The organism is Flagellimonas meridianipacifica, assembly GCF_003001695.1.
GTDB lineage: Bacteria > Bacteroidota > Bacteroidia > Flavobacteriales > Flavobacteriaceae > Flagellimonas > Flagellimonas meridianipacifica.
Genome location: NZ_PVYX01000002.1, coordinates 1203065 through 1227349 on the forward strand (window position 1 = coordinate 1203065; position 24285 = coordinate 1227349).

Genomic DNA, 24285 nt, shown 5'->3' on the forward strand with positions numbered 1-24285 from the left:
GGCTTCTAAAACCAGGTCTCTCCAGTAGTTTTAAAATTATTGAAAAGATTTCTAACTGATTAAGTCAAGAGCCCAAGTATCCTTGTTCTTGATTAAGTTTCTCAGGGCATGTTTAATAATCCATTTCCGTTCTTTACTCGCATCTACCGACCATGTTTCTAGAACACTTTTTCCCATTTCGGGATTATCTTTGAGAATATCATTCAAACAGTTGGCAACTGATTTTTGCACGTATTTGCTTGAATCGTCCTTTAAATTTTCCAAAAGGGGTAGGATGGGTGTGGGGTCTTTAATAAAAGCATCCAGTTTATTGGCCCATGGTAAGCGAGGTCTAACACCTTCGCTGCTTAAACGCCTTACATGCTTGTTGGCATCCTTGGACCATTTTAAAAGAGTGGTCAATGTCCGGTCTTGGTAGTTTTCCAGAAATGGTCGAATGGTATATTCACCTGTATTACGTTTTGTAATCTCATAAATTGCTTGCATGGAAGTATCAAAATATTCCAAACCATATTTTTCAACATACTTGGCCAGAGGCATAATCCAATAAAACTCTTTGAACATACCTGTTTCTTTTTCATTCTCAGGACCAAGAATTTTCATGAATTGAGAAATATCGTGTTCGTAATCACCACTTAAATACCATTTTAATGCATCGGCTATATACTCCACTCTATCTTTAAGCTCCAATTCCCCAACACCCTGCGATATATGACCCACAAATGCACTTTTATCAAATGCCACATCATTTTCCAAAAACTTATTGGCCAACAATTCAGCCAACTCTTCATCAAACCAAAGTTTAAGTTGTTTATAAGCCATATATAACTGTATTACGCGGTTTCCTTCTTTTCGGAAAGATACTTCCAATATCGCTTGGGCACATGTTGGGTGTGCAGCTTTTTATTGATTCGGGATTTGATATTCGTGCTTTTAAAGTAATCGTTCCAAAGAGTTTGGTAATCGTATTCTTCGTTCAAAAAGGCATCGCTCTTATGTATTTTATTGAAATGAATCTCATTTAGATTGAGCGAAACCAATTCAACACCTTCTAAGTCATAAAAAAGGCCGTATTTCCTTTTTACGTCATAAATAAGCCATTGTTGGTCCGCATACCGATTTCGGAAATGTTTGGAAATCAAAGGGAGCACATTAAAGTCTGGCTCAATATTGGCGAAGTAAATACCATCTTTGGTCAGCTGAAATCGCACAAATGCCTCCATTCGATGCTTTTCTCTACCCACAGAACGAGCCAATTGACTAATACGTAACATGGTATCGTCGGAAAAGTCAAGATGCTTGCTACTTTTTGTTCCCATTAATTTTTGAATATATCGGAACAATAAAATTTCAATGCCTTCCATCTCGCTTAAGTAAGCAAAGTAGATATTGGAAATGGCAGCATGACTCTTCTTACGTACTCCGTTCCAAACACGCTTTGCCTTCTCTACATTGGTAAAAATGGTTTCATTTTCTGAAAATAGACCACTTTGCCCCATGCTATTGGTTTGAATATCTGCCACATTTAGCCTTTCCTCAAAAGCGGTAAACACTGCGGTAAGAAATCCATTAAAACTGCCATCGTAAATTAAGGTTGTTGACTTTTCCATAATGTATTTTTTTAAGACCATTCAAAACGTATCTGATGAACCCAAAGCTATAGGTCGCAGACTTCTTCAAAATGATGGGTGTTGTTTTTTATTATATGTTTTAGTCGTGTCAATGATTTTCTTGCATTGCTTCTGAATTTGATATACTCGTAACCCAAACCCAGGATTGCCTCTCTTTTTTGTTCCAAGTACCTTTTCTTTCTTGTTACTTTTTCCATAGTGTTTCGTTTTTCAATTGAATAAGGCCAATTGTTGACTATATTGTTTCCTAAACTTTCCTTTCGAATTTTGAAGAATCATTCCTTTTATTTGCTCGGCTTCCAAATCTCTTTGTTCCCAACTTTTGGAATCACATACCAAAAAATATTGTGCACGATTGAGGGCCACACCCATTTTTTTGAGATGGTCCCAGTTCAATTTTCTAAACTGTCTAGCTTTTAAAATCTTCCCCACTGACAACATGCCCAAACCTGGAACGCGAGCCAACATATGTTTATCAGCTTTATTGATATCAACAGGGAAGTGGTGAAGATTGCGAAGAGCCCATGACAATTTGGGATCAACATCCATATCCAAATTAGGGTAGTCATTATTCAAAATCTCATTGACGGCAAAACCATAAAACCGTAGCAGCCAATCTGTTTGATACAATCTATTTTCCCGCAACATAGGAACCTGTGAACCGATGGACGGAAGGCGGTCATCTTTGGCCACGGGCACATATCCCGAATAGTATACCCTCTTCATATGATATTTTTTGTAGTAAAACGTGGCTGAATACATTACATCCTTATCCGTTTCATTGGTAGCACCTACAATCATCTGGGTACTCTGCCCAGCAGGGGCATATTTGGGCGTACTTTTGATTATTTTTCTTTCATTTTTGTAGCGAAGAAGCTCGTTTTTGACCTTAAGCATTGGTTTAGTGAAATCCTCATGTTTTTTATCAGGAGCCAATAATTTAAGACCTGAAACCGTAGGTACTTCAATGTTCACCGAAAGCCTATCGGCATAAAGGCCTGCTTGGTACATAAGTTCATCACTTGCCCCAGGAATGGACTTGAGATGGATATATCCATTGAAATTTTCTTCTTCACGAAGCTTTTTAGCCACGGCTATCAACCTCTCCATAGTATAATCAGGATTTTTGAATATCCCGGAACTTAAAAACAAACCTTCGATATAATTTCTGCGATAAAAGTTGATGGTCAAATCAACCACTTCTTGAATCTTGAAAGCCGCTCTCTTCACATCATTGCTTTTACGAGTTACACAATAAGCGCAATCATAGATGCAATAGTTGGTTAAAAGAATCTTGAGAAGCGAAACACATCTTCCATCCTCGGTGTAGCTATGGCAAATTCCCATTCCGGTAGAATTCCCCAAACCGTTTTTGGAATTTTTCCTAGTACTACCGCTACTGGCACATGAAACATCATATTTGGCGGCATCAGCAAGAATATTCAGCTTTTCTCTAATTCTCTCAAAGTTCATCGCAACATGTAATTAATCCAAAAATATGGAAATATTCCTAAAAATGGAAATATTCCAAATAATTTTTGGAAATAATCCAAATTACCTATCTTTGGATATCATGGAAAATGAAATCACGTTAAAACGATTTACAGAGATTCGAAGGGAATTGGGTCATACACAGGCTGAATTTGCCAAATTGCTTGGGATTTCCAACACTACAGCTGATATTGAAAGAGGAAGAACCAAATTATCCGGTAGGGTAGTGGCCGAGCTTCTGAAACACTTTAAAATAAATCCGTTATGGCTTTTCGGCGAAAGTGAAGAAAAGTATTTGGAAACCTCACGTACAAGTGTTATCCCTAAAGTGGTGACCGTCGATACCTCAGATAGAGATAACATGGTTTTGGTGAATGCAAAGGCTGCAGCAGGTTATCCACAGAACATACAGGATACAAGTTGGTATCAGCAATTACCAGCTTTTGATTTACCAATTCCAGAATTTAGGAATGCCACGTATCGGGGATTTCAGGTTGAAGGAGATAGCATGCTGCCCAATTTAAGACCTGGCGAATGGGTGTTGGCAAGGGCTATTGAGCATATTGACCATGTAAGTGCAAACAAAATGTATGTTGTGGTGCTTCAAGATTCGGTAATGGTGAAGAAAGTTGAAAAACGCCCCAATTCCAACAATATAACTCTGGTTTCACTAAACGAAACTTATCCTCCTTATGATATCAAGCCTTTCCAGATTCAGGAAATATGGGAAGTCAGCAGCAAACTAACTTTTAATGTGGATGCAACAACGGAAACCGGATTATTGCGGCAACTACAACAATCCATGGAGGAGTTGAAACGTCAAGTAGGTCAGGCCAAAGGATAATTAATTATAGCCCTTTACGTCTCCCATACTCAAGTTTACTGGCCCAAGTTTGTGTGATTTTGGTAGATAAGCCCCGCTTTTTGTGACCAGCCATTCATCCCAAGATGCTTCCAGTCCACCAATGGGTATTATGCTAACCCACATTTTGTAGGCTATGGGAAATCCGTTTTCGTTTAAAATCCAAAGATAGCTATCACCGGGTGTAGTGCCTCCCGAGCTGTAAGTAACTAAAAGCCCATGATTTCCATCTTCCAGGGTAACAATTGACCGTTGGGTTCCTTTATCAAAGACCTTGTAAGGAGCAACCAGCCAGAAAGAATCGTTGTTGAAGTTTTTCAAGGCTTTATCAATTAGCTTTTGCTTTTTCTTGGCTACTTCTGGTGCTCCGTTTCGAAACACCTTGCTGTTTTTGAGATTGTTTAAGTTCAATTCAACCCTCACATCATCATCCCACTTTACGGTAACTAACCCATTAGATTTGTCCCATTTAAATTGATTTTTCCCACCTTGATACGACCACTCTAAAAAACGAGTGTTTTGGTAGGCCTCATAGTTTAGGGCATTAAGCATTTTATAAGCCAAACTGTCTGCTTCGGGACCTGTATCACCTTTGGGTAATTCTTCGCTGGCGAACCATGCCAAAATGACTATCACCAGAATTCCAAATATGAAAAAAGCACCAAAGAACTTAAGAAACCTCTTCATGAGCCATTTTTGATTTAATAATCTTGACCAACAACTCTGCTGCTTCAGGTCTGTTTCTGAACCATAGCTCAGGTTCAAAGATTTCCAATTCCGCTAGCGCCCAGTTTCCATCATTGTCCCTAAAAATATCTACCCTAGCGTAGGTAGGCAATTCTGGGCACGCTTCAACTACCTTTTTGGCAAATTCAATTTCTTCGAAAGATGGTTGATAATCATGAACGCTTCCACCATAGTCATCCTGTACTCTAAAATCACCTGGCTTCGCAATCTTCAAAACAGCATGGGAATACGCTCCATCAAAAAGCATAAGTGACATTTCTCCCTCGGAAACTATGTTTCTTTGAAATTCCTGAAGCATCATGGCCTCTTCGGCAATTAGTTTTTGAAATGTGTTTTCAAGCTCATTGGCCTGTTTTACCTCAAACCTATACGTGTGTCTGGCACCTCCCGCGATGCATGGTTTTAAGATAAACTCGCTACTACTGAATGAAAACTGTTCCTTGGCCCGTCTAATGGCTTCTTCTAAGGTCAGGTTCGATGCTTTTTCTATAAAAAGTGTTCTTGGAATATTGACACCCTTTGATGAAAGATTTTGGAAATAGTGCTTATCAATATTCCATTGAATCAATGTTGCACTATTGATAAACTGAGTCTTTTCCTTGGTTTTTTGAAACCAATCAAAAAATTCATCGAAACGATCAAAATAGTCCCAAGTAGCGCGAAAAAGAGCAACTCTGGAGGATTTCCAATCAAATTCTCGGTCATCCCAAGCTTTTCTAGTGACGGATAATCCTTCCTTTTGAAACGCTTGGATTATCAACTGATCTTCTAAGATGACGTTGGACACATAGATATTATCGATGTCCGGATTGAGATAGCGTGAATCTGTAAGGATAACTACATCATACTTCATATGCTTTCCTTCTAAAAACCTATTGCGGTATCATCACCCCGTTTGTCTGCCCCACCTTCCAATTTTCCATTCGAAAGCACCCTAATAGCATCGACCTTACCAATGATTGGGGTTCTTCCTTCCAAAATCTTATAACCTTTTGATTCTAATTGTGATTTCAAATCCACCGAAAACCCTTCTTCTTCGAAGGTTACCATATCAGGTAGCCATTGGTGATGGAAGCGTGGTGCGTTTACAGCATCCTGCATACTCAAATTGAATTCATAAACATTCAATATTGTCTGGACCACGGCTGTAATAATCGTGGAGCCTCCAGGGGTTCCGACCACCATGTACAATTTCCCATCTTTTTCAACAATGGTAGGGGTCATACTGCTCAACATCCGTTTTTCTGGAGCAATACTGTTGGCTTCCGCTCCAATTAAACCGAACATATTAGGTACACCGGGTTTTGCACTGAAATCGTCCATTTCGTTGTTCAAAAAGAAACCAAGCTCTTCGCTGTAAAGCTTGGAACCATAGCCACCATTAAGGGTAGTGGTAGCGGAGATAGCATTTCCGTCTGCATCAACAATCGAGTAATGCGTGGTCTCTCTACTCTCTACAATATCCACCATGCCGTGGGATACCGCCGAGGATAAGGTGGCCTTCTCAAATGAAAAATCGGCCATTCTTTTTGTTAGGTACGAATCGCTTAGAAGCACGTCAAGCGGTATATCAACAAAATCAGGGTCTCCCAAAAAATAGTTTCGGTCAGCATAGGCTCTCCTAGATGCCTCTGTAAAAAGCTGGACCGTTTTTAAGGAATTGTGCCCATACGAAGACACGTTATAAGGTTCCATCATCTTAAGAATCTGATTAATCGTTACTCCGCCACTACTTGGAGGGCTCATTGAAATCACCTTCAAATCCTTATAATTGAATACAATAGGTTGTCTCCATTTGGCTTCGTATTTAGCCAAATCTTCTTCTGTTACGAAACCCCCTCTATCTTGAATAAAAGTCGCAAGTTTTTGTGCAACTTCTCCCTTGTAAAATCCGTCTTTTCCATTTTCCAGGATACTCTCCAGGGTGTTTGCCAATTCTGGATATTTTATGGTATCACCCATCTTAAAACCCAATGCGAATTTGGTACTATCCCCATTCACTTCAATAAAACGTTCCTTATAGCTGTCTAGTCGTTTGGCTTGTTTTTCAGTGACTATAACTCCTCTTTTAGCCAACTTGATTACAGGCTGTAGAATATCCTTTAGAGGTAATGAACCGTACTTCTCATGTACTTCCATAACTCCAGCCACGGTACCTGGCACACCTACGGCCGTTGCTCCAACAGTACTCATTTTGGGTACAACGTTACCTAGAGAGTCAAGATACATGTCTTTATGTGCAGATAAGGGAGCTTTTTCCCTGTAATCCAATCCTCCGATTTCACCATTCTCTTTTCGATACACCATAAAACCTCCACCTCCTAGATTGCCCGCAAATGGATATGCTACCGCCAATGCCATTTCGGTCGCTACCATAGCATCAAAAGCGTTACCTCCTTTTTGCATAATCTCTGAACCAATACGGGAAGCTTCTTCGCGTGCGGATACCACCATGGCCTGTTCGGTGACAAGCCCCGTAGGGGAAGCAGGTTGTTTTTTGCATTGGTAACATACGGAAAGAATAAAAAGAAGGAGTACGGTTTTTTTCATAGGTCATCTAGTTTTAGTCTGGAAAAGGTAATTAATTCTTTAAAAAAATCAGTGAATTCTTTTTCGAAGTCCTCATAGTTTTCTTGAAGGTCTACAATTGCAAAATTCATTTTTGAACGATTCTGGGTTCTTCGATTCATACCGTTCAATACTCTGGAGATTCCATCTAGGTTGGCATAGTTGTACAACCAATTATCCGCTATCATGTAAGGCATCAAACGTTGCGTCGCCAACGGTAGAATATCAAAGTTTTCTTTAAGCAAATCATAAAAATCAGATACATATTGATCTAGTGGAACCGGAGAATAGGCGGCCCAATTCTTTGCAAGGAAATGATCATAAAAAATATCCACAATTACCCTACTATAGTGGCTATAGTTCTTATGAAGACGTTTACTACTCTGTTTTGGGATGGGATGCGAATCCGTAAAGGTGTCTATTTCTCTATGCAACAAAATCCCTTTTTGAATTTTTTCAGGGAAGTGCTTGTACTTGTTTCCTTTGACATGGTCGGCAAAAAAATTACCCAAGGTTATTTCCGAATCATCAAAAGAGAGATAAATATGGGCTAGGAAGTTCATATTAGTTGGGTTGGGGAATCGCCCCTACTTCTGCATTTTCAAATTCTTCCTTTGTTGTATTGGTATTTGAGTCTACTTTGAATTTCCAACGACCTTGATCGTGTACCAAAACTGTGGATAACTTCCCATATCCTACACGTTCCGGTTGGTTGGGTAGTTTTGAAGATAGCTTGTAGAAACCATTATCATAGATGATGTTTTCTTCTTTTTGACGGTCAGTAATTTTAAACTCTAGTTTCAGTGTTTGACCCGTTTCTTTAGATCTCGAGAAGAATGCCTCAAAATAGGCTTTAATGTTCGTAACACCTTTGACCGAATTGGGATTAGAACCATCATATAAGTTCAACAATACGCCATCTTCTGTATAAACATTTGATAAAGTAGCAGCATCAAGAGTTGCGTAAGCCAAAGAGAAATCTTCATAAGGTGTATTAGGATTTAATTCCTTTTCCTGGGCATTACCGACAAAAGCAAATATCACGAGGCAAACAATACAAAAGCTGAATTTCATATTATTTTAATTTTATGAGCTGAATTTACAAAGACAAAACATAGAATCTGCTCCATCCATATATATTTGCAAAAAATTCACATATGACACTTATCAAATCCATATCAGGAATTCGAGGAACTATTGGCGGAAGTACAGGAGATAACCTAACTCCTATAGATGCGGTCAAGTTTGCGGCGGCTTATGGAACCTGGTTAAAAGAATATTCCAATAAAAAGGATTTAACGGTTGTCATAGGTCGAGATGCACGTCTTTCTGGGGAAATGATTCAAAACCTTGTGGTATCCACCATTATTGGATTGGGCATTGATGTGGTCGATTTGGGATTGTCCACGACGCCAACTGTTGAGATTGCCGTGCCTCTAGAAAAAGCCGATGGTGGTATAATACTTACGGCAAGTCATAATCCAAAACAATGGAACGCCCTTAAGCTATTGAATGAAAAAGGAGAATTTTTGGATGGAGATCAGGGTAAAAAGATTTTGGAAATTGCCGAAAATGAGGCCTTTGATTTTTCTGAGGTTGACGATTTAGGCACGATTACAACGAATGATTCATACATGGATATACATGTAGACGAAGTTTTAAAATTGGATTTGGTGGATGCCGATGTTATCAAAAAAGTAGGTTTTAAAGTTGTGGTCGATGGGGTGAACTCAACGGGAGGGATTGCCATTCCCAAGCTCTTGGAAGCACTTGGTGTTGAAACGGTAAAATTGTATTGCGAACCCACCGGGCATTTCCCTCATAACCCTGAACCTCTTAAAGAACACCTTCAAGATATTTGTGAATTGGTGGTTAAAGAGCAAGCCGATTTTGGAATTGTTGTAGATCCAGATGTGGACCGTTTGGCATTTATAAGCAACGATGGTGAAATGTTTGGGGAGGAATATACTTTAGTGGCTTGCGCCGATTACGTACTTGGTAAAACAAAAGGCAATACAGTTTCTAATCTTTCTTCTTCTCGAGCATTGCGGGATGTGACCGAAAAGCACAGCGGAACCTATGAAGCTGCAGCTGTTGGCGAAGTGAATGTGGTCGCAAAAATGAAAGCCAACAATGCGGTAATTGGTGGAGAAGGAAATGGAGGGATTATTTATCCAGCCAGTCACTACGGACGGGATGCTTTGGTAGGTACCGCTTTGTTTTTGATGTTAATGGCGGAAAAAGGAGGTACTGTGGCTGAATTACGTGCTAGCTACCCGAGTTATTTTATGAGCAAGAAGAAAATTCAATTGACTCCGGATTTGGATGTGGATGCCTTGCTTGTAGCTATGCACGATAAATACCAAGATGAAAAAGTATCCACCATTGATGGCGTCAAGATAGATTTTGCCGAAAACTGGGTACATTTAAGAAAGTCAAATACAGAGCCCATAATTCGGGTATATACTGAGGCTAAGAGCCAAGAAGAGGCAGACGGATTAGCGGATAAGATTATAAAGGAAATCCAAGAAGTAGCCGGAATTTAGTAACCTCTGTAAAGGAAAGCCTGAGCATAAGCTCAGGCCTTGAATATATAATGAATGGTAAAAAATTACCGCTTGTCCGCTACAAGTTCGTCCGATTCCCAGACCCCTTCCTGAATGACGGTTCCTTCAGAGCTAAAAACTGTGCCTTTTCCATTTTTTTCATTGGCTTTCCATTTCCCACTCCATTTTGTGCCGTCAGCCTTTATGAAAGAGCCTTTTCCATGTCTTTGATGTTTTTTGAAAGCGCCCTCATACCTGCTCCCATCCGGCCATTTATAAGTTCCTTTTCCTTGAATGTTTTGTCCAGCAAGACTTCCCGAGTATTCAGAGCCATCAAACCATTTGATGTTTCCTTTTACATACCTTCCTCCGGCCAGTTCCACATCAAAAGTGGTCCCCTCAATTTTAAATTTGTACCACCCATTTGATAGGGTCTTTAGGGAAGAGTCATATGGGATGCGATTAAGGTCTTGAGCGTTGACGCCGAGGAGTATCCCGAAAAAAACTAGACCTACCAGCAAAAATTTTCTTTTCATAGCAATGTTTTGTCTCTTCGTCGTCGAAAAAACACATTACCTTACTTGGAGGTTAAAAAAAACTAATCTTCTTTGGTCCAGTCAAGAATGGTTTTCTTAACCAGTTCTTCTTGCGTCCAAACTATGAAGTGATTTTCATTTTCCAAGGTTACTACCTTCAGGCTATCTACATTTTTGAAGTTTTCCACCATGAAGGGAACATTGCTATATGGAACCAACTTGTCCTTTTTACCGTGAATGATTAAAGTTTTGGTCCTAAGCTCATTTAGACTAGGTTCCAGTTCTTTCAATTCTTTTTTAAGTAGCCAGAGTTCATCGTTCGAAGGTTTAAGTGCTCCGGGAACCAAATACTTAAGTGGAATCCATGTTAAGGGAACGCGCCATTTCTCGGGTTTTTCAGCTTTAGGGTCCAAGGCTCCAGCCAAGATTACCAAGTTGTCATAGAGTGGCGCATCTAAAGCCATTTTTACTATTAGAGGGCCTCCATACGAATGTCCAATGAGGGAAATGGGTTTCCCATTGTCCATTTTTTTGAAGATTTGGTTCAATATAGCTGATTGTTCTGCAAGGGACGCACTTCTTCGAAAACCACTCTTACCAAAACCAGGGCGATCAGGCGCAATGATTCGAAACTTGGATGAGAGTGTGGAATCCACCAAATAGTTTTTGTAGGCATCCCAGCTTCCCGGGGAGCCATGAATAAACACCAAAGTGGGCGCATCGGGTTTACCAGTTTGTACGTAATGGACTTTGTTACCATCAATCTCAACCGTATTCGAAATGTATTCTACATTCTTTTCGTTGAAAAAGGCCGCAGTTTTTTTTGTAGAGGTACGCATGGTCATGCAAGAATTGGCAAACAACAAGTAACTAAAAGTAAGAAACAGAAGGATGTATCTTTTTTTTGGAAACCTTTTGAATACTTTAGTTCTATTCTCCATATTGAAAGGATTTAGGAACCTTATCCTTATGCTTCCATCGTTTGTGGGTCCAAAAATAATAGGCAGGTTCAGCTTTGATTGAATCTTCGACCTTTGTTAAAAAGGCTTTGGTCAATTCAAATTGTGCCATTTCTTTTGGATTTTCAGATAATAACTCAAAAGTACCGTGGTAATGGCCTCTTGAAATTTTTGAGACCCTTAAGTACACCGCAGGTAAATCCAACTTTTGACAGAGTTGTTCCGCACCGGTATGTACTGGAACGGTAATGCCCATAAAAGGAGTCCACAATTGTGCTTTTCTCACCATAGGTGATTGGTCGCTCAAAATTCCATACATGCTGAGTTGGCCTTTTCTTTTGTTTGAGGCAACAATTTCTCGGGTATCCACGGTAGTAATTAAAGTGGTTCCAAATTTTTGTCGGATATCACGAACCAACTTATCAAAATGCTTGTTGCCAATTTTTTGATAAATAGCATATCCCTTGGAAGCGATATGGGCATCAAGCGCAATAACCCATTCCCAACTCGCATAATGTGGAAACATGAGCATTACACTTCTATTTTTTTCTTCAAGCTTATGTAGAACATCCAAATTGGAAAAGGTAAATCTCTTTTGAAGCTGTTTGTTGGAAATGCCCATAGTCTTAATCATTTCCAAGAACATATCACACATATGCTGGTAAAACTTTTTCTCAATACTTGATCGTTCTGCGACATCTTTTTCAGGGAAGACCAATAATAAATTATTTCGAACTACTTTTTTGCGATAGCCAACGATATGATAAACAATAACGAAGACTCCATCCGATAAGATGTACAATAGTTTAAATGGAAGTCTGGAAACCAGCCACAGTAGGGGGTAAGCTATTATAAAAACCAAAAATTGCATGAATGATTCTTATGGGCAAATATAGCTATATTTGAACCCAAACCTTACTCTATGTATAATTTACACATGGCTACAATAGCTATTATTGCCGCCAATGTTTTGGTGTCCCTTCGAGGATTCAGTGATACGATTTTTTTTGAGCGTTATAAGTTCAGTATAGGCGGGGTAAAAGCAGGACAGCGGGAACGAACCATTACTTCCGGATTCTTGCATGTGGACATTTCCCACTTGTTTTTTAATATGTTTACATTATACTTTTTTGCAAACACTGTTATTGGATGGTTTGGAGCATTTAAGTTTCTAATTATATATTTTGCCAGTTTGTTGGGTGGTAGTCTACTTGCCCTTTTCTTTCATAAAGATGAACCCTTTTATAGTGCAGTTGGGGCCAGTGGAGCGGTGACCGGGGTGCTGTATGCAGCTATATTGCTAAACCCTGAAATGCGGCTGGGTATCATGTTCATTCCAATACCTTTACCTGCTTACGTACTCGGTATTGCTTATTTGGTTTACTCAATTTATGGGATGAAAAGTAGATTGGGCAATATTGGTCACAGCGCCCATTTTGGGGGTGCTATTGCTGGCTATGCCGTGACCCTTTTATTTAAACCGGAATTATTTATAACAGAGACATTCATTGTTGTACTACTTGCCGTTCCAATTGCGATTCTTTTTGTCCTGGAAAAAACGGGAAAGATTTAATAAACAAAAACCCGAAAGATTCTCCGGGTTTTCAAAAGCTTATTTATTCTGAATAGTTAATTCAACAATTCGGCTACTTTTTGTTCCAAAGCAGGTCCCCTTAGGTTTTTGGCAACGATAACACCATTTTCATCCAACAAAAAAGCCGCTGGAATCGCATTAATGTTATATAGTTGCGCTATGGGATCTTGAAAACGTTTCAAATTGGAGATATGGTTCCATTCCAAGCCGTCCGCTTCAATAGCCTTGTTCCAGTCTTCGGCCCTAGCATCCAAAGACACCCCAACTATATTAAGACCCTTATCATGGTATTTATTGTAAACAGATACAATATTTGGATTTTCGGCCCGACAAGGACGACACCAGGCAGCCCAAAAATCAACCAAAGTTACCTTGCCTTTGACATCGCTAAGCGCCAATATGTTTCCCTCAGGAGTTGGGGCAGAAAATTCTGGAGCTACGCTTCCAATATCTGTGCTTTTTAATATGTCAAGCTGTTTCTTCAGGTTTTTACCAGGTTCAGATGCCTTGATATTAGGAGCAAGCGCATCATACATCTGCTGGATTTCTTCAGTGGGAAGCGCATTGCCTAAAAGTAGGTTACCCAAAATTAAAGCTGAAATCAAAGCGTCAGGATTTTCTTTGGCAAAGTCAATATTGAAGTTTTTCACATCGTCTTGAAGTTCAACATATTCTTCTCTGAGGGAAGTAACCGTTGCGGTGTCTTGTGCACGTGCAGCTTGATTCATATCTCGTTGCATGGATCTAGCCCTTTCTGCCATTTTTCTGGACTCACCCAAAAACTTCATAAAAAGTTCGTTTTGCGGGGTACCTTTCAATTGTGCATAGTTCAAACTGTCCTTTTGAAATATTAAATCGATGTTTCCATTTTCCAAGAACAATGGAATATTACCTCTGTTTTTTTCTAAGAAGATGTAATGCAATTTTGGACTGTCCTGTATTCCCGTGAAGCTAAAAACTCCATTCTCCACAATTGTGGTATCAATATCTTGTAGCTGGTTTAGGGAATCCGTGGTCTTCAAGTAAACTTTGATTCCGTTTTCCAATTCCCCACTGACCTTAGCATTTATTACAAAACCTTCTGGTTTTGAATTACAGGCTGCCAGAAAGGCCAAAATCAACATTATGGAAGCAAATTTTTTCATTGAAATAATTTTAAAGCGCTAAGGTATTCATAAGTTGTCTCATATAAAAACACCTTACATTTTATACTGTTATTAAAATTGGTAACGAATTCCGAGGGCAATGTCAAAGTCAAAACTATTGTCAAATCCATCGTATCCCAACAATCCTATTTCTGGTCTGAAATCAAGGGATAAGAGAAGGGGAATGTCAAAATCATATTCTACTCCTAAGTTTCCGGCTGCAAAAACGAAAAGGCCATCATTGTCATCACCATCCGGTACTGGCTCAAATTCTACACTTCCCAAACCTCCGCCAACACCGTAGTACCAATTAAAGTTTCCATCCAACTGATGCACCCATTGATATACCCCGGTCAATTTGAATGCATCAAATTCCCGACTGTCACGCCATCCCAAGTTAAATTCAGCACGATTGTACCTTCCTATGGATTTCTGATATGAAATTTCAGCTCCAAAACCATCGCTATCGCCTAATCGCAATCCTAAAGCGTGCTCTGAAATACTTTGTGCCTGCAGGCCAATCGTTACGAATAAAAAAAGTCCAGTAAATAATGTGGTAATCTTCATAAGTTTCTCGTTTAGTCTAAAAATTAGGATAGCTTTGTACAACTATCTGAAATAAAACTCACATACAGGACCAAAAATTGTTCCAGATTGGATAATTCTTTTTTTAAAAAACTTGCTAGTAGACTTGAGGGTGAACTGTTATTCGATGCGTTGAGGCGGTCTTTGTATGCCACTGATGCCTCTGTATATCGGAAGTTGCCCTTGGCTGTAGCTTACCCGAAAACTGAGGCAGATATAAAACAATTGATTGATTTTGCAAACTCCAATAAAGTGGGCCTTATTCCCAGAACCGCAGGGACATCCTTAGCAGGACAGTGTGTGGGAGATGGTATTGTGGTGGATGTAAGTAAACATTTTACCCAAATAATTGAATTGGATGAAACCAATAAAACAATTCGGGTTCAACCAGGAGTAGTTCGAGATGAATTGAATCAATACCTAAAACCATTCGGTCTTTTTTTCGGCCCCAATACTTCAACTTCCAATCGATGTATGATTGGGGGGATGGTAGGAAACAACTCTTCTGGAACAACTTCCATACAGTATGGGGTGACAAGAGATAAGGTATTGGCTTTAAAATGTCTACTTTCTGATGGTTCAGAAGTCACTTTTGAAAATGTTTCCAAAGAGGTCGTAGGAGAAAAGAGAGTTAAGGATAATTTGGAAGGGAGGATCTATGGTTTTTTAGTGGATGAACTTTCAAACCCTGAAACCCAAAAACACATTCAAAGTGAATTTCCCAAACCAGAGATTCATAGACGGAATACGGGATATGCAATTGATGAATTGTTAAAGAGCACCATTTTTGGAGGTGATCAAGAAGGTTTGAATCTCTGTCATCTCCTGTCAGGAAGTGAAGGCACACTCGCATTTACAACGGAAATAACCCTCCAACTGGATGATATCCCACCTTCTAAAGCCGCTATGGTATGCACACATTATTCGACCTTGGAAGACTGTTTGGCCGATGTTGCGCCCGTAATGGGCCATAACCTGCATACTTGTGAAATGATGGACAAGGTAATTCTGGACTGTACCAAAAACAATCGTTCGCAGTTGGAGAATCGCTTTTTTGTAGATGGCGACCCTGCCGCTATTTTAATGTTGGAGGTAAAAGGAAATACAGATTCGGAATTGGAGCAGCAACTGGATGCCCTATTGAAAACGATTAATAAATCCAGCCTGAGTTATGCTAATCCTATTCTGAAAGATACTGATATCAACAAGGCCATAGAACTTAGAAAAGCCGGCTTAGGTCTTTTGGGTAATATGGTAGGAGACCGAAAGGCGGTAGCTTGTATTGAAGACACTGCAGTGGCCCTTGGAGACTTGAAAGATTTTATTGGCGAGTTCACTAAAATTATGGATGGCTATGGACAGGAAGCGGTCTATTATGCACATGCTGGTGCGGGAGAGCTCCATTTGCGACCCATATTGAATCTGAAAAAGTCCGAAGACGTAACCCTGTTTCGCTCCATAACTACGGATGTGGCCCACCTGACCAAGAAATATAAAGGTAGTTTTAGTGGCGAACATGGGGATGGCATTGTCCGCGCTGAGTTTATCCCTCTAATGATTGGTGAAGAGAATTACGAACTTTTAAAACGGCTAAAAAAAGTATTTGACCCCAATTCCATCTTCAATCCTGGAAAAATTGTTGACGCTTTTCCAATGGATGAATCCCTTCGTTATGAGGTGGATAGAAAAGAACCTGAAGTACATACGCTCCTGGATTTTTCAGATAGCGAGGGTATATTGAAAGCAGCGGAAAAGTGTAACGGAAGCGGTGATTGCAGAAAAAGTCACAGTATGAATGGTGGAATGTGCCCAAGCTATCATGCTACCAAAAATGAAAAGGATACTACCAGAGCGAGGGCGAATGCACTAAGGGAGTTTTTGACAAATTCTGATAAAACCAATCGGTTTAACCATGACGAACTTAAGGAAGTATTTGATTTATGCCTGAGTTGCAAGGCTTGTGCCAGCGAATGTCCGAGTAATGTAGATGTAGCAACCTTAAAGTCAGAATTTCAATACCAGTATCAGGAATCCAATGGGTATTCTTTGCGGAGCAAGTTGTTTGCCTATAATACTGCCTTCAATCGGTTAGGAAGCAAAATTCCTTTCCTGACCAATGCGGTTTACAAATCTTCCATATTGGGCGGTCTATTAAAGAGGTCTTTTGGTGTAGCTGAAGACCGAGACCTTCCAAATGTATATCGCGTTGATTTTGAAAAATATTTGAGGAAACAGAAAGGCAATCAGGTCCCTACAAAGCAAAAAGTAGTGCTATATGTCGATGAATTCACCAATTACCTGGATGTTGAGATTGGTAAAGATGCTATCGACCTACTTGTGGGATTAGGGTATGAGGTTACACTTTTTCATGCGGAAAGTGGTCGTACCTTTCTTTCCAAAGGTTTTTTGAAACAAGCCAAAAAATTGGCGCAATCTAATTTGGAAAGAATGAAAGGTATTTTAGAGAATGACCTTCCCATAATTGGTTTGGAGCCTTCTGCAGTCCTCTCCTTCAGGGATGAGTATAAAAGACTATGTCCTCAAAACGCACTCTTGGAAAGCCTGATTCGGAATACGTTTTTAATTGAAGAGTTCTTAGCCAATGAGATTGAAAAAGGAAACTTGTCTTCGGAGCTTTTTACCGAGGAACCAAGGGATGTGAAGATTCATAACCATTGCCATCAAAAAGCGTTATCCAATCAGAAAGTCACCTTTGACATCCTGAATTTGCCCAAAAATTATAAAGTATCCATTATTGCTTCAGGTTGTTGTGGTATGGCAGGTTCATTTGGGTATGAAAAGGAACATTACGAAACTAGCATGCAGGTAGGGGAGCTAAAGTTGTTTCCTAGTGTTAGAAAGGCCTCAGAGAACACAATAATTGCCGCAAATGGAACCAGTTGTCGACATCAAATTATGGATGGGACCCAAAAACAAGCCCTGCACCCAGTTTCAATCTTAAAGTCTGCCCTAAAGAACTGATTATAAGGTTTCGTGGTCTTTTTCCGTTGAAGGTTTTTCTTCGACTCCCTCTGGAAAATGTGGAACATCCTCCGCATCTACTTCTTTATCCGTGATAGAAGCAATAAGGTCGTTCATGTCCATCTCCTTTAAATCCTCATCCACAAAAAATGGTGACAGCTTATCATGATTGTAATGATAAATACGCCATCTTTTGAAGGAATACTCCAGAGCGGTCAAATTTTCTACCCAATCTCCTGAATTTAGATATAGTGTAGAACCATTTTTGTTTTCAAACCGTTCTTTTTTTGGTTGATGGATATGTCCGCAAATGACATAATCGTAGTCATTTTCTATCGCCAGTTCTGCTGCTACGTTTTCAAAGTTATTGATATACTTTACAGCACTTTTGACACTGTTTTTTATGCGTTTGGACAAGGAGTATTTTTCTCGCCCCATTTTCAAGAGACACCAGTTCACAACGCTATTTATTAGAATAAGCATGTCATAACCGTATCCTCCCAGTTTAGCAAGCCACTTGGCATTTTGTATGGATACATCAAATACGTCTCCATGAAAAATCCATGCTTTCTTTCCGTCTAGGTTCAGCACCAACTTATTGGAAATTTTGAAATTCCCCATTGAAGTATCACTAAACTTGCGAAGCATTTCATCATGATTTCCAGTAATATAGTATACCTCAGTACCTTTAGAGGCCATGCCTATGACCTTTTTCAATACCTTAAGGTGAGAGGCGGGAAAAAACCGCTTTTTAAATTGCCAAATATCAATAATATCACCATTCAGCACCAACTTTTTGGGCTGTATACTATTTAGATATGCAATAAGTTCATCCGCATGACACCCGTACGTTCCGAGATGCACATCGGAAATTACGGCCAGTTCAATCTTCCTTTTTTTCAATCGTAGAGGGTTTAACTGCAAAATAACTGCGTAGGAATAAACTGAAAATCAAATTCGCTTCATCAATTTCTAAGCATACGGTTAAAAAAATATCAACAAACACTGTGCTATGTTATTTAAAGATTAACTGGCACCCTTGTTTTTTTTAACGAATGCTAAAACCTAAATTTGGCTTTTACTTCAAGAACATGGCAGGAAACAGTTTTGGGGAATTATTTAAGTTGACCACCTTTGGTGAGTCTCACGGGAGGGCTCTTGGTGGAATCATTGACGGCTGTCCAGCCGGATTGGAACTGGATTTGGAAAAAATACAGTTGGATTTGAACAGAAGGAAACCGGGACAGTCCGCTATTGTAACCCAACGAAAAGAGCCTGATAGCGTGGAAATCTATTCAGGGACCTTTGAGGGAAAGACCACAGGAACTCCAATCGGTTTTGCTATTCACAATACAAACCAAAAGTCAAAGGACTATTCACATATCAAAGACTCATACCGTCCATCCCACGCAGACTATGTGTACGACCAAAAATACGGCTTTCGTGATTATAGAGGTGGAGGACGCAGTTCTGCGAGAGAGACAGCTAGTAGAGTGGTAGCTGGTGCCATTGCAAAACAACTTTTATCAGATGTAAAATTTAATGCATTTGTATCCCAAGTAGGAGAAATTGAATTGGAGGTTCCCTATAATAAGCTTGATTTTACCAAGATTGAGTCCAATCCAGTGCGTTGTCCTGACCCAAAAACGGCAGCGGACATGGAAGAATACATCAGACAAATAAAGAAACAAGGAGATACCATAGGTGGCGTTATCACCGGGGTAATCCAAAATGTACCAGTTGGTTTGGGAGAGCCTGTTTTTGATAAATTGCATGCAAGATTAGGAGCCGCTATGTTGTCCATTAATGCTGTTAAAGGATTTGAGTACGGCAGTGGCTTCTCCGGAGTGCTTATGAAAGGCAGTGAACATAACGATGCATTTAATTCAGATGGCACCACGACCACCAACAGAAGTGGTGGAGTGCAAGGAGGAATCAGCAACGGAATGGACATTTATTTCAAGGTTGCCTTTAAACCTGTAGCTACTGTGCTGCAATCCTATGAAACCATAAACAAGGAAGGTGAAAAAATAACCACGCAAGGCAAAGGAAGACATGACCCCTGTGTGGTACCTAGGGCAGTTCCAATTGTTGAAGCCATGTCTGCTTTGGTGCTAGCTGACTTCTGGTTACTTTCCCGTGGCAACAAAAAATAGACACCTTACGCGGTTTCTATTCTAAAATACTATCTTACCACACAAATTAACTCGTATGCGTAAACTAGAACTCCATTGGCAAATCCTGATAGGAATGGTATTGGGAATAGTGTTTGGTTTTATTATGACCGGCTTTTTTTGGGGCCCCGGTTTTGTTACTGATTGGATAAAGCCTTTTGGGACCATTTTTGTCAAGTTGCTTAAACTTATTGCCATTCCCCTGATTTTGGCCTCATTGATTAAGGGGATTTCAGATTTGAAGGACATCTCCAAGTTTCGGAATATTGGTTTACGTACTATTGGTATCTACATGTGTACCACCGTCGTGGCTATAGTTCTTGGCTTATTATTGGTCAATGTGCTTCAACCTGGTGATGGGATATCTGATGATACTATTAATAAGCTCACCCAAACTTATGCTACTGGAGAAGATGTCAAAAAGATTCAGGATAACGCTTCAATGCAACAAAATAAAGGACCACTGGCTTTTTTAGAAGAAATGGTTCCTGATAATGCCATAGCGGCAATGAGTAATAACCGCTTAATGCTACAGGTTATTTTCTTCACCATCTTTTTAGGGATATCGATGTTGTTGGTAGGCGAAGAAAGAGCAAAACCGCTAAAAAACTTTTTTGACTCTCTTAATGAAGTGGTTTTGAAAATGGTCGATTTGATCATGCTTATCGCACCTTATGCTGTGTTTTCACTTTTGGCTAGTGTGGTCGTTTCTGCGGGGGACAAAGAATTGCTGTTAGCCTTATTGAAGTATGCCGGCGTAGTGGTACTTGGACTGGTATTGATGATTGTATTTTACTCCATTTTGGTGACTATTTTCACTAAAAAGAATCCATTTTGGTTTTTGAAGCAAATGAGCCCCGCCCAACTTTTGGCCTTTTCTACCAGTTCCAGCGCAGCGACTTTGCCGGTTACCATGGAGCGGGTAGAAGAACATATTGGAGTGGACAAAGAGGTTTCCAGTTTTGTGTTACCGGTTGGAGCAACCATCAATATGGACGGTACCAGCCTTTACCAAGGAGTAGCCGCTGTTTTTATTGCTCAAGCTTTGGCTTTCGATTTACCTCTATCAGGACAGCTAACAATAATTTTGACCGCTCTTTTGGCATCCATTGGTACTGCAGCGGTTCCAGGTGCTGGAATGGTTATGTTGGTCATAGTTTTGGAATCCGTAGGCTTTCCTTCTGATAAGTTGGCCATAGGTTTGGCCCTTATTTTTGCAGTGGACCGCCCATTGGATATGTTTCGAACCGTAGTGAATATTACCGGGGATGCCACAGTTTCCATGATGGTGGCCAAATCAGTGGATAAGCTTGGTAAACCCAACATAAAGGAATGGGACGACCACTACGAAGAAGTGAAGTAATCAGAAATATTTAGGTCTACGTTGCGTAGTTGGCTTACTTAGTTTAATTTAAGGCTATAATTAAACCAAATATGACCATGAACATTTGCTTTTTAATGTATCCTTGGGACGAAATCCAACCCGAAAATGATACCAGCCTAGCCTTGATTCATGAATGCGTAAAGCGCAAACATGGTGTAGCGCTCTGCACTCCGGCCAACCTTACCATTCGAAATAGTGTGACCAGTGCTTTTTGTACAGTAATCAACAGAATGGAAAAGGTCTCCAGTAGTTTAAAGACTTTTTACAAGCAGGCGCAATTAAGGGAGGAAATGCTTCCTTTGGCCGGTTTCGATGTTATCTTTATGCGTGCCAACCCACCTCTGGACCCATTAATGCTGAATTTTTTGGATTCGGTAAAAGATGATGTTTTTATTGTTAATTCCCTTCAAGGACTTCGTGAAGCCAATAATAAACTTTACACGGCTGCCTTCGGGGACAGTCACAGCAACATTATTCCTGCTACCCATGTTTCAAAGAACAAAAGGTACTTGGTGCAGCAGATCAAAGAATCCGCAGCGGACAAAATGATTTTAAAGCCTCTGAACGGGTTTGGAGGTTCAGGAGTGATTCTCATTGAGAAATCGGCCATGTCAAATATTAACTCCCTATTGGATTTTTATGTGACCAATTCTGATGGAACCTCAAATTATGTGATTCTCCAAGAATATATTGAAGGTGCGGACCAAGGTGATGTACGGATACTCTTATTGAATGGAGAACCCATAGGAGCCATGCGAAGAATTCCAGGTAGCGACGACCATCGTTCCAATGTTTCTGCCGGGGGTTCGGTGGCAAAGCACAGCTTAAGTAAGCAAGAAAAGGCCCTTTGTAAACAAATAGGACCGAAATTGGTCAATGATGGATTGTTTTTTGTTGGTATTGATGTAATTGGAGGTAAATTGGTCGAGGTAAATGTAATGTCGCCAGGCGGAATTACCTATATGAACAAAGTCTACAAAACCAAAATTCAATGCAAGGTCATTGATTTTATAGAAAGCAAGGTAGTTGATAAGTTACAGGCGTTTGACAGGCGCTCCAGATTGCGGAATGAAGTAGAAAATGCATAGACTTTCAATTGATGAAATCATAGCGCTAATTCAAGCTGGCGAATCTTTTGAAGCAGTTTCCTCAGACTATTCCTTCACCTTGAAAATTGAAGAGTACGTTCCCTTTCTATGTGGAGCGGTTCATGATGGCCATCAGTTTCGACCTTCTCTCTGGAAAAATTGTAAGCATTCTGAATACGAACGTTGGTATGAAGAGGACCCTTGCACAAAAGAGATGGTTCAGACATTTCCCATTGTGATTTCTGGGAGGGATAGCCGATTTGAGTACGACTTGAACCGAGAACCAGAAAGAGCGGTTTATGAAGATGCATGGGGCAAACAACTATGGAATGAACCCCTATCTTCTGAAGAGAAAAAACTGAGCCTGCAAAAGCATGCCAACTTCTATCGGGTGGTTCATGCGCTGGTACAAAAACTGGAGCAAAGTTTCAGAAATGTAGTGGTTTTTGATATGCACAGCTACAACTGGAAAAGATGGGATAGGGAAGTGCCAGTTTGGAATTTGGGAACAAGCAACATAAATCAAAATCGTTTTGGGGAATTGACGGAGTTTTGGAGCAATAAATTGGGTACTATGCAATTGCCACAAGGCATTATGAGCACTTCAAAAATCAATGATACCTTTCAAGGAAATGGATATTTTCTGAAATACATCACCAAGAATTTTGATAATACTTTAGTATTGGCCACAGAAATTTCCAAAATATACTGTGATGAACTAAGTGGCGTTATCTATCCCGAAATAGTTAGGTCCGTAGAGGAACAACTTAAAAAATTGATACCTGAAATGGTAACGGAATTTGAAGCAACGTTTAGATGATAAAGACCCAAGGGATTCAAGAACTGGAAAAGGAGTATGGCCATATATTCGAGATAGATGCCAATCTTCATAGATTGGTGCGCCGAATAGAGTTGTTGAGTTATGTGAATCCACTAAACATAGAAAAGGAAAAGCAACAATTCTTTGCTTCAAAATACAAGTCGGAACCAAATTTTAAGTACCCTAAACTCAAATTCAATCCCTACAAACTACACCGCCTTTTTTTCTCACAACGTTTGGAGCGAATAGAGGATGACGTTATCAGAAAGTTTTACCAGGATGTCATTTATTTCTACGCCAATATGATTCAATGTATTGAGACAATTGGCAGGGGGAAACATTTCTATTACAATTCACTTCGGGTATATGGAACACCTACCGAGAAGGACGTACAAAATGCACGGTTTATTCTCCATTTTGCAGATGAGCCAGTATCCGCAGATATGGAAAAAGTGTACACTCCGGAGGAAGCTCGAGCCTATTTTGAAGAATTTGCCCAAGCTTATGGATTTCCATTAAAAATCAAATATTCGCATCACATAGCAGCAGAGGCTATGGTTAGCAATTCGGAACAAGCTCTTTTCATAAAGAAAAACGTAAAGTTCAGTAAAAATCAGTTGCTCACATTGGGGAATCACGAGATAGGGGTACATTTGGTTACCACGCACAACGGTTTACAACAACCACTTCGTGTTTTTTCCAATGGTTTTCCAAAAAATGTTGAAACTCAAGAAGGCTTGGCTGTCTTCAGTGAGTATATGGGTGGCGCATTAACTTTAAAAAGACTTAAAGAATTGGCCTATAGGGTTTTGGCTGCTGACAGTTTAATTAAAGGTTATACTTTCGCAGATACCTTTGACTTGATTCACGGGCAGTATAAATTGAACCGAAATGAAGCTTTTGGCATAACGCTGCGAGCACATAGAGGTGGAGGTTTTACCAAAGACCGGCTTTACTTAAGTGGCCTACGCAAGATTTATAAAAAGTACCAAAAAGAGGAAAGTTTGGATACCTTGCTCATGGGAAAAGTGGCCATCGAGGATGAAGATATCATTAAATATTTCCTGAATCGTGGTTTGGCTCAGCCAATTACACATAAAACACTTTCATTCGCACAAAAACTGAATACAAACAAAACCTTGGATTTTATCTTGAACAACTTAAAGTAAGTTT

Annotated in this window: 24 protein-coding genes; 9 read left to right on the plus strand and 15 right to left on the minus strand. The window is 39.8% G+C overall.

The window, feature by feature from the left end; translation table 11 throughout:
- Positions 1 to 51: 51 nt before the first annotated feature.
- From CLV81_RS15495 to CLV81_RS15505, 4 genes are read right to left on the minus strand one after another with little or no spacing between them, the layout of a single operon-like run.
- Entirely contained in the window at positions 52 to 822 is a 771-nt protein-coding gene (locus CLV81_RS15495; protein ID WP_106146122.1) for a DNA alkylation repair protein, read from the minus strand.
- A gap of 11 nt (positions 823 to 833) precedes the next feature.
- Positions 834 to 1610: a TIGR03915 family putative DNA repair protein gene (locus CLV81_RS15500; RefSeq protein WP_106147627.1), complete on the minus strand. Its 777-nt coding sequence runs from the start codon at positions 1608 to 1610 to the stop codon at positions 834 to 836.
- A 47-nt stretch (positions 1611 to 1657) separates the two neighbouring features.
- On the minus strand, positions 1658 to 1828 hold the full coding sequence (locus tag CLV81_RS20600) for a hypothetical protein (RefSeq protein WP_158259132.1): 171 nt from the start codon (positions 1826 to 1828) through the stop codon (positions 1658 to 1660).
- A 13-nt stretch (positions 1829 to 1841) separates the two neighbouring features.
- Positions 1842 to 3104, minus strand: a complete 1263-nt coding sequence (locus CLV81_RS15505) for a putative DNA modification/repair radical SAM protein (RefSeq protein WP_106146124.1) — start codon at positions 3102 to 3104, stop codon at positions 1842 to 1844.
- 100 nt (positions 3105 to 3204) lie between these two features.
- Between CLV81_RS15505 and CLV81_RS15510 the strand changes: the two genes are divergently transcribed.
- On the plus strand, positions 3205 to 3966 hold the full coding sequence (locus CLV81_RS15510; protein ID WP_106147629.1) for an XRE family transcriptional regulator: 762 nt from the start codon (positions 3205 to 3207) through the stop codon (positions 3964 to 3966).
- Here the strand turns inward: CLV81_RS15510 and CLV81_RS15515 are convergent, their stop codons facing one another.
- From CLV81_RS15515 to CLV81_RS15535, 5 genes are read right to left on the minus strand one after another with little or no spacing between them, the layout of a single operon-like run.
- Positions 3967 to 4671 (minus strand): hypothetical protein, encoded by a 705-nt coding sequence (locus tag CLV81_RS15515; RefSeq protein WP_106146126.1) that lies wholly within the window; start codon positions 4669 to 4671, stop codon positions 3967 to 3969.
- Positions 4655 to 5584 carry an ATP-grasp domain-containing protein gene (locus tag CLV81_RS15520; RefSeq protein ID WP_106146128.1) on the minus strand — a complete coding sequence of 310 codons (930 nt, stop codon included), beginning with the start codon at positions 5582 to 5584 and terminating at the stop codon, positions 4655 to 4657. The genes CLV81_RS15515 and CLV81_RS15520 overlap by 17 nt, the downstream gene beginning before the upstream one ends.
- A gap of 11 nt (positions 5585 to 5595) precedes the next feature.
- Complete coding sequence (gene ggt / locus CLV81_RS15525) at positions 5596 to 7281, minus strand: gamma-glutamyltransferase (protein WP_106146130.1); 1686 nt, start codon at positions 7279 to 7281, stop codon at positions 5596 to 5598.
- On the minus strand, positions 7278 to 7862 hold the full coding sequence (locus CLV81_RS15530) for an acyl carrier protein phosphodiesterase (RefSeq protein WP_106146132.1): 585 nt from the start codon (positions 7860 to 7862) through the stop codon (positions 7278 to 7280). Before CLV81_RS15530 ends, ggt begins: the two co-directional genes overlap by 4 nt.
- A gap of 1 nt (position 7863) precedes the next feature.
- Positions 7864 to 8373: a YybH family protein gene (locus CLV81_RS15535; protein WP_106146134.1), complete on the minus strand. Its 510-nt coding sequence runs from the start codon at positions 8371 to 8373 to the stop codon at positions 7864 to 7866.
- A gap of 83 nt (positions 8374 to 8456) precedes the next feature.
- On the opposite strand from CLV81_RS15535, the gene glmM reads away from it, so the two are divergent.
- Positions 8457 to 9845, plus strand: coding sequence for a phosphoglucosamine mutase (gene glmM / locus CLV81_RS15540; RefSeq protein WP_106146136.1), 1389 nt, complete (start codon positions 8457 to 8459; stop codon positions 9843 to 9845).
- Between the two features lie 65 nt (positions 9846 to 9910).
- Here glmM and CLV81_RS15545 read toward each other — a convergent pair whose 3' ends face one another.
- The 3 genes from CLV81_RS15545 to CLV81_RS15555 all read right to left on the minus strand — a co-directional run bounded on the left by CLV81_RS15545 (position 9911) and on the right by CLV81_RS15555 (position 12211).
- Entirely contained in the window at positions 9911 to 10381 is a 471-nt protein-coding gene (locus CLV81_RS15545) for an MORN repeat-containing protein (RefSeq protein ID WP_106146138.1), read from the minus strand.
- Positions 10382 to 10443: 62 nt separating this feature from the next.
- Positions 10444 to 11322: an alpha/beta fold hydrolase gene (locus CLV81_RS15550; protein ID WP_106146140.1), complete on the minus strand. Its 879-nt coding sequence runs from the start codon at positions 11320 to 11322 to the stop codon at positions 10444 to 10446.
- Complete coding sequence (locus tag CLV81_RS15555; RefSeq protein ID WP_106146142.1) at positions 11312 to 12211, minus strand: lysophospholipid acyltransferase family protein; 900 nt, start codon at positions 12209 to 12211, stop codon at positions 11312 to 11314. Before CLV81_RS15555 ends, CLV81_RS15550 begins: the two co-directional genes overlap by 11 nt.
- Positions 12212 to 12262: 51 nt before the next feature.
- Between CLV81_RS15555 and CLV81_RS15560 the strand changes: the two genes are divergently transcribed.
- Positions 12263 to 12913, plus strand: coding sequence for a rhomboid family intramembrane serine protease (locus CLV81_RS15560; RefSeq protein WP_106146144.1), 651 nt, complete (start codon positions 12263 to 12265; stop codon positions 12911 to 12913).
- A gap of 56 nt (positions 12914 to 12969) precedes the next feature.
- Here the strand turns inward: CLV81_RS15560 and CLV81_RS15565 are convergent, their stop codons facing one another.
- A complete protein-coding gene (locus CLV81_RS15565; RefSeq protein ID WP_106146146.1) occupies positions 12970 to 14079 on the minus strand; it encodes a TlpA disulfide reductase family protein in 1110 nt (369 codons plus the stop codon).
- A 72-nt stretch (positions 14080 to 14151) separates the two neighbouring features.
- Complete coding sequence (locus CLV81_RS15570; RefSeq protein ID WP_106146148.1) at positions 14152 to 14646, minus strand: hypothetical protein; 495 nt, start codon at positions 14644 to 14646, stop codon at positions 14152 to 14154.
- A gap of 87 nt (positions 14647 to 14733) precedes the next feature.
- On the opposite strand from CLV81_RS15570, the gene CLV81_RS15575 reads away from it, so the two are divergent.
- Positions 14734 to 17646, plus strand: a complete 2913-nt coding sequence (locus CLV81_RS15575) for an FAD-binding and (Fe-S)-binding domain-containing protein (protein WP_106146150.1) — start codon at positions 14734 to 14736, stop codon at positions 17644 to 17646.
- Here CLV81_RS15575 and CLV81_RS15580 read toward each other — a convergent pair whose 3' ends face one another.
- Positions 17647 to 18549, minus strand: a complete 903-nt coding sequence (locus CLV81_RS15580) for a UDP-2,3-diacylglucosamine diphosphatase (RefSeq protein WP_106146152.1) — start codon at positions 18547 to 18549, stop codon at positions 17647 to 17649.
- A gap of 188 nt (positions 18550 to 18737) precedes the next feature.
- Here CLV81_RS15580 and aroC point away from each other — a divergent pair, with 188 nt between their 5' ends.
- The 5 genes from aroC (at position 18738) to CLV81_RS15605 (ending at position 24281) form a co-directional block, all read left to right on the plus strand.
- A complete protein-coding gene (gene aroC / locus CLV81_RS15585; RefSeq protein ID WP_106147630.1) occupies positions 18738 to 19802 on the plus strand; it encodes a chorismate synthase in 1065 nt (354 codons plus the stop codon).
- A 55-nt stretch (positions 19803 to 19857) separates the two neighbouring features.
- On the plus strand, positions 19858 to 21183 hold the full coding sequence (locus CLV81_RS15590; RefSeq protein ID WP_106146154.1) for a dicarboxylate/amino acid:cation symporter: 1326 nt from the start codon (positions 19858 to 19860) through the stop codon (positions 21181 to 21183).
- Positions 21184 to 21260: 77 nt separating this feature from the next.
- A complete protein-coding gene (gshB, locus tag CLV81_RS15595) occupies positions 21261 to 22292 on the plus strand; it encodes a glutathione synthase (protein WP_106147632.1) in 1032 nt (343 codons plus the stop codon).
- Positions 22285 to 23112 carry an N-formylglutamate amidohydrolase gene (locus CLV81_RS15600; protein WP_106146156.1) on the plus strand — a complete coding sequence of 276 codons (828 nt, stop codon included), beginning with the start codon at positions 22285 to 22287 and terminating at the stop codon, positions 23110 to 23112. The genes gshB and CLV81_RS15600 overlap by 8 nt, the downstream gene beginning before the upstream one ends.
- On the plus strand, positions 23109 to 24281 hold the full coding sequence (locus CLV81_RS15605) for a flavohemoglobin expression-modulating QEGLA motif protein (RefSeq protein ID WP_106146158.1): 1173 nt from the start codon (positions 23109 to 23111) through the stop codon (positions 24279 to 24281). Before CLV81_RS15600 ends, CLV81_RS15605 begins: the two co-directional genes overlap by 4 nt.
- The last annotated feature ends 4 nt before the right edge of the window (positions 24282 to 24285 follow it).